This window comes from Tardiphaga sp. 866_E4_N1_4, assembly GCF_052076075.1.
Classification (GTDB): domain Bacteria; phylum Pseudomonadota; class Alphaproteobacteria; order Rhizobiales; family Xanthobacteraceae; genus Tardiphaga; species Tardiphaga robiniae.
The window spans coordinates 5,778,001-5,792,449 of the sequence record NZ_CP197242.1 but is presented as its reverse complement, the minus strand read 5'-3'; the positions used below and the strand labels follow the sequence as shown (position 1 = coordinate 5,792,449).

The 14,449-nt window shown below is 61.0% G+C and carries 12 protein-coding genes; 4 read left to right on the top strand and 8 right to left on the bottom strand.

What is annotated here, in order from left to right; all coding sequences use genetic code 11:
* The first annotated feature begins 157 nt into the window (after window positions 1–157).
* From AB8B20_RS27910 to AB8B20_RS27895, 4 genes are all read left to right on the top strand, one after another.
* Window positions 158–2,995, top strand: a complete 2,838-nt coding sequence (locus AB8B20_RS27910) for an ATP-binding protein (RefSeq protein WP_439073857.1) — start codon at window positions 158–160, stop codon at window positions 2,993–2,995.
* Window positions 2,996–3,108: 113 nt separating this feature from the next.
* A complete protein-coding gene (locus tag AB8B20_RS27905; protein WP_439073858.1) occupies window positions 3,109–3,819 on the top strand; it encodes a hypothetical protein in 711 nt (236 codons plus the stop codon).
* A gap of 238 nt (window positions 3,820–4,057) precedes the next feature.
* Window positions 4,058–5,020: an alpha/beta fold hydrolase gene (locus AB8B20_RS27900; RefSeq protein ID WP_439074068.1), complete on the top strand. Its 963-nt coding sequence runs from the start codon at window positions 4,058–4,060 to the stop codon at window positions 5,018–5,020.
* Between the two features lie 59 nt (window positions 5,021–5,079).
* On the top strand, window positions 5,080–6,135 hold the full coding sequence (locus tag AB8B20_RS27895; protein ID WP_439073859.1) for an alpha/beta fold hydrolase: 1,056 nt from the start codon (window positions 5,080–5,082) through the stop codon (window positions 6,133–6,135).
* A gap of 231 nt (window positions 6,136–6,366) precedes the next feature.
* Here AB8B20_RS27895 and tcuB read toward each other — a convergent pair whose 3' ends face one another.
* The 8 genes from tcuB to AB8B20_RS27855 form a co-directional block, all read right to left on the bottom strand.
* A complete protein-coding gene (gene tcuB, locus AB8B20_RS27890) occupies window positions 6,367–7,578 on the bottom strand; it encodes a tricarballylate utilization 4Fe-4S protein TcuB (RefSeq protein WP_439073860.1) in 1,212 nt (403 codons plus the stop codon).
* On the bottom strand, window positions 7,562–9,010 hold the full coding sequence (gene tcuA, locus AB8B20_RS27885) for an FAD-dependent tricarballylate dehydrogenase TcuA (protein ID WP_439073861.1): 1,449 nt from the start codon (window positions 9,008–9,010) through the stop codon (window positions 7,562–7,564). Before tcuA ends, tcuB begins: the two co-directional genes overlap by 17 nt.
* Window positions 9,011–9,054: 44 nt before the next feature.
* Window positions 9,055–9,807, bottom strand: coding sequence for an IclR family transcriptional regulator (locus AB8B20_RS27880; RefSeq protein WP_439073862.1), 753 nt, complete (start codon window positions 9,805–9,807; stop codon window positions 9,055–9,057).
* 12 nt (window positions 9,808–9,819) lie between these two features.
* Window positions 9,820–10,707 carry an NAD(P)-dependent oxidoreductase gene (locus tag AB8B20_RS27875; protein WP_439073863.1) on the bottom strand — a complete coding sequence of 296 codons (888 nt, stop codon included), beginning with the start codon at window positions 10,705–10,707 and terminating at the stop codon, window positions 9,820–9,822.
* 79 nt (window positions 10,708–10,786) lie between these two features.
* The gene (locus AB8B20_RS27870; protein WP_439073864.1) at window positions 10,787–11,998 is read right to left on the bottom strand and encodes an ABC transporter substrate-binding protein; all 1,212 of its coding nucleotides are present in this window, start codon (window positions 11,996–11,998) and stop codon (window positions 10,787–10,789) included.
* A 14-nt stretch (window positions 11,999–12,012) separates the two neighbouring features.
* Window positions 12,013–12,870 carry an alpha/beta fold hydrolase gene (locus AB8B20_RS27865; protein WP_439073865.1) on the bottom strand — a complete coding sequence of 286 codons (858 nt, stop codon included), beginning with the start codon at window positions 12,868–12,870 and terminating at the stop codon, window positions 12,013–12,015.
* Window positions 12,867–13,262 (bottom strand): hypothetical protein, encoded by a 396-nt coding sequence (locus AB8B20_RS27860; RefSeq protein WP_439073866.1) that lies wholly within the window; start codon window positions 13,260–13,262, stop codon window positions 12,867–12,869. Before AB8B20_RS27860 ends, AB8B20_RS27865 begins: the two co-directional genes overlap by 4 nt.
* The gene (locus tag AB8B20_RS27855; RefSeq protein ID WP_439073867.1) at window positions 13,249–14,247 is read right to left on the bottom strand and encodes a Bug family tripartite tricarboxylate transporter substrate binding protein; all 999 of its coding nucleotides are present in this window, start codon (window positions 14,245–14,247) and stop codon (window positions 13,249–13,251) included. Before AB8B20_RS27855 ends, AB8B20_RS27860 begins: the two co-directional genes overlap by 14 nt.
* Window positions 14,248–14,449 lie beyond the last annotated feature (202 nt).

Below are 14,449 nucleotides of genomic sequence, written 5' to 3'. Positions count from 1 at the left end.
AAGTCGTTATTGCCAAAGCAAATTTGAAGTTTGGGCATTTTTCGGGCAGTTCCGGCGAGTGCCGCACTGTGTCGCTCTTCGCCCCTGTTTACTCGCGAAATCATTCTGATAGACCAAAGGCACCTTTCTGGACGTTAAATGTCCTGGGGCTATAACCGTGCCAGCCAAGAACAATAATAGTCCGGCCATTATATTCGGGCCGTTTCGCCTACTACCCAACTCCAGATTGCTGGAGAGGGACGGCTCTCCTGTCCATATTGGCGGACGCGCACTCGATATACTCGTCGCGCTCGCCGAGCATCCGGGCGAAGTCCTCGACAAGAGGGATCTGCTGAAGCGTGTCTGGGCCGACGTCAATGTGGACGAAGGCAGCCTGCGCTTTCATATTACCGCATTGCGTAAAGCTCTCGGCGACGGCACCGAGGGCGCCCGTTACATCGTCAATATCCCCGGACGCGGCTATTGTCTCGCCGCGTCTCTAGCAGTGCCTCCTCCGCTCGAGACATCACGTCCAGCATCGCCATCCTCCCCCCGATCACTTCCCACAGCGCTGTCCAGAATGATCGGACGTGACGAGACCGTCGAGCGGATCGCGTTGGAGCTGTCGCAACACCGCTTCGTTACCATCGTGGGACCTGGAGGAATCGGCAAGACGTCGGTGGCGATCGCCGTCGCACACCGCCACCTGGACGCCTTCGAGGGACGGGTCACGTTCATCGATTTTGGCGCGCTCAAGGACATCAATCTTATCCCAACCGCGATCGCGTCTGCGCTCGATCTGACGGTGACGTCGGACGACCCGATGCCGGGCTTGCTGTCATATCTGCGCGACAGGCGCGTGCTGCTTATCTTCGACAGCTGCGAGCATATTATCGATGCGCTCGCCCCCGTCCTAGAACGCATTGTCCGGGACACGGTCGAGCTTCACGTGCTCGCGACCAGCCGCGAGTCGTTTCGCAGCGAAGGGGAACGCGTTTACCGTCTCTTCCCTTTGGATTGTCCACCGTCGGGCGAGGCGGTCAGCGTCGCTGACATTGTCAGCTATCCTGCTACACAGCTTTTCGTCGAGCGTATTTCCGAAAGCCTCAGCGAATTTCAGTTAAGCGAAGAAGACGCGCCTCTGATCGCTGAAATATGCAGGCGACTGGACGGAATCGCGCTGGCGATCGAACTGGCCGCGGGCCGCGTCAATGCCTATGGCATTGCAGGGACAGCTTCGCTGCTCGACAGCCGCTTCTCCCTTTTGTGGCGAGGCCGCCGCACGGCAATTCCGCGCCACCAAACGCTCAGCGCTGCCCTAGGGTGGAGCTACGATCTCCTCACCCCTACCGAGAGCATGACATTGCGTCGATTGTCCGTCTTCGTCGGACCGTTCACGCTCGAAGCCGCATTGGCAGTTGCCTCCTATAACGGCATCTCCGAGCCCGAAGCTGTCGAGGCGATCTCCAATTTGCTCTCGAAGTCTCTCGTCACGACGTCCCCTACCGAGCGTCGCCTTCGCTACCGCCTCCTCGACACCACCCGCGCGTTTTGTGCCGACAAGCTCACACAAAGCGGCGAAGCAGATCTCGTCGCCCGCGCACACGCCGAATATTTTCGCAGCTTTCTCCAGGATATTGCCCTGAAATCTGCAGGACCACACAGCGCCGGCGGCTTTCTTGCTTACGCTGATCACCTGTCCAATGTCCGTGCAGCTTTGGCTTGGAGCTTCTCCGATCACGGTGATTCCGCGATCGGCATAGACCTTGCCGCTGCAGCAGGGCAGCTCTTCCTCGAACTCTCGCTCCTCACTGAATGCTATCGTTGGACGCGCCAGGCTATATCCGCTCTCGGACAGTCGTCCGCTGATCCGCGCCAGGAGATGCAACTCCAAACAGCTCTCGGCGTTTCGGTCATGTTCACGCAGGGCAATACGCAATCCGTGCATATCGCATTCCGGCGCAGCCTGCTTCTCGCAGAAGAGCTCGGCGACCTCCATTGGCAATTATGGCTCCTGCGCGGGCTCCATATTTATCTCACGCGGATTGGCGACTTCCACGGCGCGCTCGAGACGGGCGAGCAGGGTGAGCTTATTGCTCGAAAGCTGAATGACCCCACAAGCACGCTGAATGTGGAATGGATGCTAGGCGTCGCGCACCATCTGATCGGCAACCAGGGCAAAGCTGTCGCATTTTGCGAAAGTGCTTTGATGCAACCGTCCGGTACGCAGCGCTTGAATATTGGGCATCTCGGTTACGACGACCGCATCGTCGCATTGGTCGCGCTTGCGCGCGGACTATGGTTGACGGGCCGCCCTGATCGCGCCATCGACGCGGCCGTCTATACCGTGCGTGAAGCCGAGAAAATCGAACAGCCTCTAACGCTGGGTATTGCTCTGATCTGGACCATCTACGTCTTTCTCTGGGTCGGCGACTGGGCCACTGCTGAAAGCATGATCGATAGATTGATCGGGCATGCAGCCAGACATTCATTGGGCCCCTATCACGCTGTCGGAATCGGGCAAAAGGGAGAGCTTTTGCTGCGACGGGGCGATATCTCAGGCGGGGTCGACCATCTTCGCCGCAGTCAGGCCACGCTCTATTCCACCCGGCATCGCATCATGACGACGGTCTTCGCCACCGCGCTCGCTGAAGGGCTCGCGCTTCAGGATAAGCAGGAGGAGGCGTTGGACATGATCGACGGGGCGATTTCCCAAGTGGGCGATCACGGCGAGTCCTTCGATATGCCCGAGATGCTCCGCGTCAAGGCCAGCATTCTGGCACGTTCGGGTGACCTTGCGGCAGCTGAAAGTCATCTGCAAAAATGCCTCGCGCTTGCACGCAAGCAGAATGCGCTAGGGTGGGAGCTTCGTGGAGCAGTTAGCCTTGGTCATCTCTGGCGCGACACAGGGCGCACCGAGGATGTGCGCCCTGTGATCGAACCTCTCCTGGTCAGGTATCAAGACGGCCTCGACACGCGCGACCTCGCCTCCGCCCGCGCGTTCCTGAGATCCTAAAGCCGGCTCCAGCCAACGCAACAGGCACACCTCGCAAGTCCTAACAACTTCTAACACGCCAAGCCGACAATGCCTCGCCATGGTGAATTCATCTACGGTGAGCACAAAGACGCATGGCACTTCTGGACGATGTGATCGACGCTAGTGGCGGGTTAGCCCGCTGGAACGACCTGAGCCGATTTACCCTGCATCTGACGCTCCGCGGCTCTCTGCTATCTCAAGCAGACCTTTCCGGTCACTTCAAGGACGTGATCGCCGAAGGATCGACCCGTACTCCATCGGTACGATTCACGGGCATCACCGACGGACAGCGCTGCGGCTCGTTTCGACCAGAGATAGTTACCATCGAAAGCTTAGACGGCGAGGTCCTGGGCGCCTGGCACAATCCGAGCCTGTACGATTCTCGGCGGAGGTCGAGCTCCGCCCATGACGATGAAATCCATCTTGTCTTTCTCTGCGGGCTGGCCATTTGGACAAGCCTCGTCACGCCCTTCCTTCTTGCCAACCCGGACTTCACAGTCAATGAGTTGACGCCCTGGCAGGAGAATGACGATCAGTGGCGGCGCTTGCGCGTTCGAATCCCACAGAACCCCGTCTCGGACGCATCCGAGCTTATTCTCTACTTCGACAACAATGCCCGTCAGCGCCGGATGGATCACGATCTCCTGGGATCGCTGGTTGCCGACTATTCCTGGGCTCATCAGACATTCGACGGCATCGTTGTTCCGACACTTCGGCGCTCGCAGTTGATCGGAGCGCATGGCATTGCCACAAATCAACCCGCTCTTCTGAATGTCGAGATATTCGACGCGGCGTTCGAGTAACTCGGTCACGAGCCGCCACACAAGACACGCGTCATTTCGCTCGCAAAGTCTAACAACGCATAACGTGCCAACGCCTGACCGTCGGCGCAGAATGGCTGCGGCAAAGGAGATCGCTTTTCTCCGTAACCTGAAATGGGTTCGGCATACCGCAATAACGCCCTCCGAAGATTAATCGCTCAGCGCGTACACCGGCGGCGACAACTAACGGATGTGCGCGAGGATATTAGGAATTTCGCTCATGAATACATCGACAAAATTGCTGCTTTCGGCTGCCATCGCGTGCATTCCTCTCGATTCTTCTGCTCAATACCTACCGTCGAGCCGCAGATCCATCTCCTATCACACGACGGACGTCGCAGGCCTGAGCATCTTCTATCGAGAAGCAGGACCGAGGGATGCGCCGACCGTCTTGCTGCTTCATGGCTTCCCGTCGTCTTCACGCATGTGGGAGCCGTTGCTGCCTCTTCTGGCCGACAAGTATCATTTGATCGCGCCGGATTATCCCGGCTTCGGCAATAGCAGCGCTCCGTCCCCTTCGGAATTCGACTATACGTTCGACAATATCGCGAAGATCATGGATCAGTTGACCGAAAAGCTCGGCATTGAGCGCTACGCTCTGTTCATGCAGGACTACGGCGGCCCGGTCGGCTTCCGTATGGCCACCAGCCATCCAGATCGCGTTCGTGCAGTCCTCATTCAGAACGCAGTTTCTCATCAGAAAGGTCTGAGCCCGTTGTGGGAGGCGCGCAGGAAATACTGGGCTGATCCGGTCCGTGAGCTCGACAATCTCAAGGCTAATTTCACCTCACTCGAAGCAACGCGGCTACGGCATGTCGGATCCAGCCCGCATGCCGATCGCTATGATCCCGATGCCTGGATCAGCGAGTTCTCATTCCTGTCACGACCAGGCCAGGCCGACATCCAGGCCGCGCTGTTTTTCGACTACCAGACCAACATAGCCTCCTACGCACGATGGCAGCAGTGGCTTCGAGAACGACAACCTCCGACACTGGTCGTATGGGGCAAGTATGACCCGTCATTCACCGTCGCCGGAGCGGCGGCCTATGGTGATGACGTGTCAGAGGCTGAAATCCATATCATCGATGCCGGGCACTTTGCACTCGATGAAGCGACGGACGATGTAGCCCTGCTCGTTCGTCGCTTCCTGGAACGTCTCGACGAAACTGAGAGGCAGCCATGACGTCGTCTTTCCAGATCAGCTCCTCCCTTCAACCTACATACATGGCCAGGAGATCACACATGACGTTCGAGATCGACAAGCTCCGCCGCAGCCTGTGCGGCACAGCCGCTTTCACGCTCGCTGCCTCGCCATTTCTCATGCTGGATGCCGCCAGTGCGCAGCCCTCCAGACAGATTCCTAACACAGCACCTTCTCCGGAAGTTGGAGGCAATATAGCATTCCAGTCGCTCAAGCAGATCAATGCTGGGCTTCTCGTCGTGGGATATGCCGAGGCAGGCCCGGCTGACGGTCCCGCCGTTATCCTGCTGCATGGCTGGCCCTATGACATCTACAGCTTCGTGGATGTTACACCCCAATTGGCGGCCGCGGGCTATCGAGTAATCGTTCCCTATCTGCGCGGCTATGGCACCACTACCTTTATTTCTGGCTCAACATTTCGCAATGGCCAACCTTCGGCGATCGCTGCGGACATCATCGCACTGATGAGCGCGCTCGGCATCGAAAGAGCGACGCTTGCGGGCTTCGATTGGGGCGCACGCACCGCCAACATCATCGCCGCACTATGGCCGGAACGCTGCAAAGCTATGGTTTCGGTGAGCGGCTATCTGATCGGAAGCCAGACCGCTGGCAAAACGCCGCTTCCACCGAAGGCCGAACTACAATGGTGGTATCAGTTCTACTTTGCCACAGAGCGTGGTCGCGAAGGATACGAAAAATATCGGCGGGAATTTTCAAGACTAATTTGGCAGCTCGCGTCACCAAATTGGAACTTCACCGATGAGAGCTTCAATCGGAGCGCGGCGGCGTTTGATAATCCCGATCATGTCGCGATCGTGGTTCACAACTATCGATGGCGACTGGGCCTCGCAGACGGCGAGCCCAAGTACAACGAACTGGAGACGCGGCTGGCCGCAAGTCCGCCCATAACAGTGCCAACCATTACGATGGAAGGCGACGCAAATGGCGCTCCCCACCCACCGCCGGAAGCTTACGCCAAGAAGTTCGTAGGTCGCTACTCTCACCGCACGATCAAGGGCGGCATCGGACACAATCTTCCTCAGGAAGCACCAGGAACGTTCTGCGACGCGATCCTCGCTGTCGATCGGGAGGCGTGAAGCCGAGATATTCGGTGATCGCGGCCATCCTGCTGGTGCTTCTGATCATATTTATCCAGTGCGGGCCATCGATCATTCTGCAACACTATACCGCACGGGGCGAAGGCTCCGGTCTGCGTAGTAGCGTCGCGACAATCGCACATCGAAACCACCGTGGTTAAGTGCGCCTCAGGTCTTGGCGTCCGCTTTGCGCCCACGGGCTGACATTCAGAGCGCGTTCAGGGATGCTGCCTACTCCCCCCCCAGCCCCAGTCGGTTCGGCATCCGCTTCTCGATATTGAACTTGAGCAATGCCGCGGAGCGGAAAATGCCGTGGGCGAATTTGCCGTAAGGCAGCGTCAGGAACAGCGCCATCACGGTGCCGAGATGGATCGCGAGCCACAGCGCCATGAAGTGGGTATCGCGCAGCAGCAGCAGCGCGAAGCCGGTGGCGCTGACCAGCAGCAGCAGCGTGATGAAGCCGCGGTCCATGGCGTTCTGTTTGACGTCGGCGCGCAGCGCATCGCGCTTCAGGTTCAGCCAGAGCAGACCGACGGGCCCGACGATCAGGCCGATGCCGCCGAGTGACCCGAGAATCACCGGCGCGCTGGTGAAGGCATAGGGTGCGTGCAGATTCCATAGATAATGATAGAGCGTCGCCACGCAGGTCGCCGCGAAGCACAGCAGGAAGCCATAGAGCGTGAAATGGTGGAAGCGCCGCCGCCACGGCGTGAAGGCATCATCGTCCTCGTTGCAGCCCTCGCCATGGCCGCCGCCGAGATACTTCAGCCGCGCGACGTCGTGGACGGCTTCGGCCACCGCAGGAACGCGCGCCTGCGCGGCCGCCTTGATGTCGGCGGGATTGCCGTCCTTCGTCGGTGAGACCTCGCGCCAGAATTTGACCACGCCGATGGCGAGCGCCAGCATTGCGAACAGGAACACGGTGCCGAACAAGAGCGCCAGGAAGTTGTGTGGGAAGATCGCATAGAACTGGCCCGCCAGCGGCTCATGGATAAGCCGGCCGTTCATCGCAACCGCAAGGATCATGAACAGCGCCAGACCACCCGACAGCGCGAAGGCCACCGTCAGCCCGGCGCGCTCATAGAGCCGGCCGAACGCGCGCGGCCACGCATAGTCCTGATAGGTGCGCACCCGCACCTTCGCCATCGCCTGCGGAACATTGACTGCAAACTCATGCGGCGGCGCATATTGGCACGCATAAAGGCACGAGCCGCAGTTGTGACAGAGATTCGCAAGATAATGCGTATCGGCCGCGTTGAATTCGAGCCGGCGCGTCATCGCCGGGAAGACGGCACAGAACCCTTCGCAATAACGGCACGCGTTGCAGATCTGCATGACGCGCGCGATCTCGGCTTCGCCAGCGCTCAACGCATCGGCGAAGCTGACGCCGCCGTCGCAGGCGCCGCCGGCGACGGGCGCCTCCAGATCAGTAACCGGCGGCATAGCTAAGCTCCTCGTGGAATGTAGGATGGCGATGGCCGGTCACCGCTGCCGCATTGACGCCGGCGATGCGACCGAACGCCGTGCCAATGCTCATACCGACGCCCGCGGTGTAGCCCTTGCCGAGCACGTTGCCGGCGACCATCTCGCCGGCGGCGAACAGGTTGCTGCTGGCGACGCCGTTAAAGCGGCAGGCCGCCGTCGCATCGGTCTTCATGCCGAGATAAGTGAAAGTGATGCCGGGTTTGAGCGGATAGGCGTAGAACGGCGGCGTTTCGATCACCCGCGCCCAGTGGGTCTTTGCGGGCGTGAGCCCGTCGGTGCGGCAATCGTCGAGTGCGGTGTGATCGAACGTGCCGGGACGGCAGGCCGCATTATAGGCTGACAGCGTCTCGACGAAGGTCGCGGGATCGACGCCGATCTTCGTGGCCAGTTCGTCCAGCGTATTGGCCTTGGTGCCATCGAACACCGGCGGCATGAAGCGACCGATGGCCGTCTGGTCGATGATCGACCATGCGGTCTGGCCCGGCTGTTGCGCGACAAGACGGCCCCAGATCGCATAGCGCTTCGGCCAGAAATCCTCGCCCTCGTCATAGAAGCGCTTGGCTTCGCGATTGACGACGACACCGAGCGAGACGCAATCGATGCGCGTGCAGATGCCGCCGTCATAGAGCGGCGCGCGGGCATCGATGGCGACGCAATGCGCCTGGGTGGGATCGCCGATGGTATCGGCGCCGGCATCGATCATGAATTTCAGCAACACGCCCTGATTGAAGCGGGTGCCGCGGATCAGGAAGTTCTCCGCCGTCCATTCGCCGCGCTCGTTCTGGCCCCAGGCCTCGCGTTGCCATTCCAGATTGGACTCGAAGCCGCCGCAACCGAGCACGCAGCTCTTGGCAGTGATGCGCTCGCCCGACTCGGTGACAGCGGCGACGAATTCGCCGTCCCTGAGTTCGAGACTCTTCACCGGCGTATCGTAGCGGATCGCGACGCCGAGCGCCCCGGCTGACCGGTAATAGGCATTCACCAGCGCCTTGCCGCCCCCCATGAAGAAGGCATTGGTGCGCGCCACATGCAGCGCGCCCGACAGAGGCGGCTGGAAATGCACGCCGTGCTTGCGCATCCACGGCCGGCAGCGCGACGAATGGCGGATCACCATGCGCGCCAGCGATTCGTCGGTCAGTCCACCCGTGACCTTGAGGAGATCCTGCCAATATTCTTCCTCGGGATAGGCCTCGACCAACACATCCTGCGGTTCGTCATGCATGCAGCGCAGGTTGCGCACATGCATGGAATTGCCGCCACGCCACGCCTGTGGCGCGGATTCCAGCATCAGCACCGATGCGCCCGCTTCACGCGCCATCAGCGCCGAGCAGAGAGCCGCATTGCCGCCACCGATGACGAGCACGTCGGGTGGGGATGAAGATGTTGCCATGGATCAGGCCATTCCTGCGCAGCTTCGCGCCCCGTGTAAAATTGTCAGCGTTGATAGGCCGGCCATTCGCCACCCAGATTCATTGTGAGCTTTTTGGCAATGGGGCCCAGTACGCGTTTCATCTCGGCGATCTCTGCTGCGCCGAAGCGCTCGCGCGGCCCCGACAGCGAGATCACGCCGACGAGCATGCCGCGCGGGCCGAACACAGGTGCAGCCACCGCCGCGCAGCTCGGATCGCGTTCGCCGAGCGAGACATCAAAACCAGTGGCGCGAATGGCGTCATAGCGTTTTCCGGTGCTGCCGGCGTAAGCGAGAATGATGTGTCCGGCCGCGCCGCGCAGTAGTGCATAGCTGTGACCGGCCTCGACGCGGTCGAGCGTCGCGTGACGCGAGTTCACCCGAAACAGGCAGACGCGGTTGTCGGCATCCTGCCGCACATGGAACGACGCGCTCTCGGTGCCGCGATCGACCAGCTCCTGCAACGCCGGCACCACATGATGGCCGAGCGCATTCTTGCGGGTGAAAGCGACGCCAAGGCGAAATGCGGTCGGCCCGAGGTCGTAGCTACCATCCGGCAGCCGCGTGACATAACCGGTCGGGATCAGCGAGCTCAAAAGGCGCAGGATGGTGCTCTTGTAGAAGCCGGTACGAGCAGCGAGTTCGGCCAGCATCATCGGTTGGTCAGCGGTTTCGAGCGCCGCCACAATGGACAAAGCCCGCTCGACGGCTGCGACGCCCTCGCCGGCTTCTCGCACCGGGACGTCCGTCGTTGCAGGTTTGGTCGCAGGCTTCTTCATGGGAGCTTCCGATCAGGCCGTACGCGACGCCTTGATGACGCGCGCCAAAACCGGCCAGTAGAGGGCGCCATCACCGGCGTCAATCGCCTCGCCCAGGATCTTGTCGGCAAGTTCCGCGCCTTGCAGCTTGATGTTCACCGACTTGGCAAGATCGAGCGCGTAGGAGATGTCCTTGCGAGCATATTCAGTCGAGAAGGCCCGCTCCGGGAAGGTGTCGGGCAGCATCGCCTTCATGCCGTGATTGCGCAGCGCAAAGCTGTCAGCCGAGCCCTTGGCGAGCGTCTCAAACACCAGCTTGGGATCGAGCCCGGCCCGTTTGGCCGTTTCCAGCGCCTCGCCGAGCGCGACGACGGTTTCCATCAGCACCATATTGTTGAGGATCTTGACCACCTGGCCGGCGCCGATATCGCCGCAATGGGTGATGTCGGTGGCGAAAGTGGCGATCAGCGGCTGCAGCTTGGCGAAGATCGGCGCGCTGGCGCCGACCATGACGCTCAGCGTGCCCTCTTCCGCGGCCTGTCGCGTCCGCGCGATCGGCGCATCGGCATAGGCCGCGCCCTTGGCGGCGAAGCGCTCGGCGAGTTCGCGGCTGGCTTCGACGGGCGAGGTGCCGAGATCGACGACGGTGTGGCGCGCATCGGCAAACGCAAGCAGCCCGTCATCGCCCTCACACACCGCCTGCACATGCTTGCCGCTCGGCAGCGCCATGAAGATGACATCGCACTGCCCAGCAAGTTCGGCCAGCGAGGTGGCGCGCTTGACGCCGGCTTCGGCCAGACGCGCAAGCGGCGCATCGGCGCGGTCGAAGCCGAACACCGGCACGCCCGACTTACGGGCCAGATTGCGACACATCGGCTCGCCCATCACGCCAAGACCGATAAAACCAATGGCACTCACCATGCCGCACTCCTTCGTCTTCATTCCAAGAGAGATCGAGAAGCGGGCGCAGCCAGGCCGCACCCGCGATGTCGTGGTTCGCTTAGCCCTTGACCAGCGGGCAGTTGCCTTCGCTCATCGGCCGGAACGCCTGTTCGCCGGGCGAAGTCGTGACGACCTTGTAGTAGTCGTATTTGTACTTCGATTCTTCCGGCTTCTTCACCTGCACCAGATACATGTTGTGCAACACGCGGCCATCGGGACGCACAGTGACGTCCTTGTTGTACATGTCGTTGACCTTCATCTCGTGCATCTTCCTGGCAACCACGGCCGGGTCCTTGGTGCCCGCGGCCTTCACGGCGGCGAGATAGTGATGCACGCCGCTATACACACCGGCCTGCACCATGCTGGGGACCTTGTTGTTGGTCATCGCGAAATAGCGCTTGGTCCAGGCGCGGGTCTCATCGTTCAGGTCCCAGTAAAACGAGGTCGTGACCTGCAGGCCCTGCGTCGCCTTGAGGCCGAGCGCATTGACGTCGGTGATGAAGACGAGAAGACCGGCGAGCTGCTGTCCGCTCTCGACGATGCCGAATTCACCGGCCTGCTTGATGGCGGTCTGCACATCGGCGCCCGAGGTGGCGAGGCCGACGACCTTGGCCTTCGAGCCCTGCGCCTGCAGCAGGAAAGAGGCCATGTCGGTGGTGCCGAGCGGATGTGCGGAGGAACCGATCACCTTGCCGCCAGCGCCCTCGATGAACTTCGTCGCATCACGCTGCAAGGCATGGCCGAAAGCATAGTCGGCCGAGATGAAGTACCAGGTGCTGCCACCGGCCTTGGTGATGGCCTCAGAGGTCAGCTTCGACAGCGCATAGGTGTCGTAGTTGAAATGGAAGCTCACCGGCGAGCAGGCCTTGCCGGTGAAGTCCGACGATCCCGGGCCGCTGATGGTGAAGATCTTGCCCTTCTGCTTTGCCACTTCGAGGATGGCGAAGCCGGCCGACGATGCGGCGCCGTCGGCGATCATGTCGACGTTCTCGGTATCGAACCAGCGGCGGGCGGTGGCCGCAGCGACGTCCGGCTTGTTCTGGTGATCGGCGGTGACCACCTCGATCTTCTGGCCGTTGATCTCACCGCCGAAATCTTCAGCTGCAAGCTTGGCCGCGGCCACCGAGCCGACGCCGCCATTGTCAGCGAACACGCCTGACTGGTCGTTCAACACGCCGATCTTGACGGTCTCGGCAGCGCTGGCGACCTGCGCCGACAGCAAGAGTGCGGCGGATAGATAAAGACTTTTCGTGAATGCCCTGGTTGTCATGTGATGCCCTCTCCTCAGATTTTCTGTTGTTGTTTGATTTTCTCAAGCACCGGCGCGATGTAACGCCGGAATTGCGCGGGATTCTCGCTCATCGGGAAATGGCCCAGCTGCTCCATCACGGTGACTTCCGCGCCCGCGATGCCGGAGGCCGTTCGCACGGTGTCTTCGGGCATGCAGGAGAAGTCGTACTCGCCGGTGAGCAGATAGAGCGGACAGATCTTGGTATCGATCGCCTTGGTGCGACCGCGCAGGTCGCCGTCGACGCGATAGAAGTACAGATCGCCCTTGAACACGCCGGGGCCGCCCTGCTTGTAGGCCCACAGGGTTTCCATCCGCGCCTCCGCAGGAGACTGCGGCGCAACGAGACCGGATACCAGCGCGGCACAGACTTCGCCGCCATGGATATCCGGCCGATTAAGCCAGGTGGTGTCGTACCACGGCGCCTGGAAGTCCGCGGCTTCGAGGCCGATCAAGGCGCGGAATTCGCTGGCGTGATCGATGGCGAGATTGAGCACGATGCGGCCGCCGATCGAACAGCCCATCACGACGGGCTTGTCGAGATCGAGCGCCGCACTGAATGCGCGGATCGTCTGCGTATAGCGTTTTGTCGTGAGCTGGTATTCGCTGCCGTCCCAATTGGCCGGCGGATTCGACTTGCCATGCCAGGGCATGTCGAAGGCGATGATGCGGAAGTGTTTGGTGAACTGTTCATCCGCAAGGAGATAGCGCCATTGCCGGTTGTCCGAGCCGGCAGTGTGCAGGCAGACCAGCGGAACGCCTTGGCCGGCTTCCTCGAAATAGATCCGGTGCGAGGTGCCGTCGATGTCGACATGTACGTAACGCCCGATCATCGGTTCGATATATGCGGTCATGCCGCACCTCCGGCGTTGCGCGGCAAAGCCAGCAGATCCTTGAAGTACTGAAGATTGGTCATGAAGGGCTTGATGTCACCTTCGAGCTTTGCTTCGCCGCGCTTGGTCAGAGACAGAAGATCGTGCCACCCCGCCTTCGGCATCGGCTGCCAGAATGCGGTCCAGGCGTCAGGCGTCGCGCGATAGCCGAAAGTCCACGACCGCATCAGCACCGGCGCCGACACCATGTCGATGATGCGGCCGGCGCGGATGGCGACGTGAAACGCCTGCTCGGTCGAGCCAAGCAGACAATCAACATCGAGAAAGCGGCCGCGCTGGATCAGCGCAGTGTCACTCTCCAGCAGTGCCGGAAGCTGCGAGAACAGCTCGCCGACGGGATCAGATTTTTTCAAGACCGGACTCCTTGATGATGCGGCCCCACAGCTCGGTCTGCTTGGCGACGTGCTCGGCAAGGCCTTCCGGCGTGCTGACATCCGGCTCAAGACCGATATCGGCGAAGAACTTCTTCGCCTCATCCGTCGCCATGACCTGCAGGAAAGCCTTGTTGAGCTTCTGCACGATGTCGGCAGGCACATTCTTCGGCGCAAACAACCCGCTCCAGGCAGCGAAGTCGTAGCCGGGCAGACCGACCTCTGCCATCGGCGCCACCTCCGGCAGCGAGGCAACCTTCTGCGGTGTCGTCACGCCAAGGGCACGCAGACTGCCGTTGTTGATGAATTCGCGTGTCACCGCGACGTCGGTGATGATGAATTCGATGCGGCCTCCGAGCAGATCGGTGATCGCCTGCGGCGTGCCGGGATAGGAAATCCGCACGGCGTCGATGCTTCCCATCGACCGCACGAGCTGCGCCGCGGCCATGCTGCCGGTATTGCCGCTGCCATAGCTCAGCTTGCCTGGATTGGCCTTGGCGTAAGCGATGAACTCCTTGAGGTCCTTCGCCGGAAAATCCTTGGCGACCACCATCACCAGTGGATTGCGCGTCAACCGCGCGATAGGCGTGAAGTCAGCGACGGGATCGAACGGCATCTTGTTGTAGAGATGCACGTTGGCCGAATGGGTTGAATTGGTCGCGAGATACAGCGTATAGCCGTCGCCCGGCGCGCGCGCGACTTCGGCCGCGCCGATATTGGCGTTGGCGCCCGGCTTGTTGTCGACGAGGATCTTCTGGCTCAGCAAGGCGCCGACTTTTTCGGCGAGGAAGCGCGCTTCCACATCGGTGGCGCTGCCGGCCGGGAACGGCACCAGCAGCCGGATCATCTTACTCGGATAGGCATCCTGCGCCTGCGCCGGTGCGAATGCAGTAACCGTCACCGCCAGCATGCCTGCCATCGCGACGCGCCGCGTGAGCGACCACGCCGCAGCCCACTGCTCTCTCATGTTTCAACTCCCAATCGATGTTCTTGATGATTTTGTTGTTTCAGCGCGCCCAACACGCGACGACCGGCACATGCATGGCGCGCGTCGCGGCATCTGCCGCTGCGCTTTCCGCCATCTCGCATCGTCCAATCGTACGCATCTTCGATCTCATTCAATTTCAGCTTGTTCTGCCTGACAGAACACTTGTTCTATTATATCAACA

Coding starts and splice junctions, on each gene's coding strand:
- AB8B20_RS27905 (WP_439073858.1), top strand. CDS start 3,109: ATGGCACTTCTGGACGATGTGATCGACGCTAGTGGCGGGTTAGCCCGC.
- AB8B20_RS27900 (WP_439074068.1), top strand. CDS start 4,058: ATGAATACATCGACAAAATTGCTGCTTTCGGCTGCCATCGCGTGCATT.
- AB8B20_RS27895 (WP_439073859.1), top strand. CDS start 5,080: ATGACGTTCGAGATCGACAAGCTCCGCCGCAGCCTGTGCGGCACAGCC.
- tcuB (WP_439073860.1), bottom strand. CDS start 7,578: ATGCCGCCGGTTACTGATCTGGAGGCGCCCGTCGCCGGCGGCGCCTGC.
- tcuA (WP_439073861.1), bottom strand. CDS start 9,010: ATGGCAACATCTTCATCCCCACCCGACGTGCTCGTCATCGGTGGCGGC.
- AB8B20_RS27880 (WP_439073862.1), bottom strand. CDS start 9,807: ATGAAGAAGCCTGCGACCAAACCTGCAACGACGGACGTCCCGGTGCGA.
- AB8B20_RS27875 (WP_439073863.1), bottom strand. CDS start 10,707: ATGGTGAGTGCCATTGGTTTTATCGGTCTTGGCGTGATGGGCGAGCCG.
- AB8B20_RS27870 (WP_439073864.1), bottom strand. CDS start 11,998: ATGACAACCAGGGCATTCACGAAAAGTCTTTATCTATCCGCCGCACTC.
- AB8B20_RS27865 (WP_439073865.1), bottom strand. CDS start 12,870: ATGACCGCATATATCGAACCGATGATCGGGCGTTACGTACATGTCGAC.
- AB8B20_RS27855 (WP_439073867.1), bottom strand. CDS start 14,247: ATGAGAGAGCAGTGGGCTGCGGCGTGGTCGCTCACGCGGCGCGTCGCG.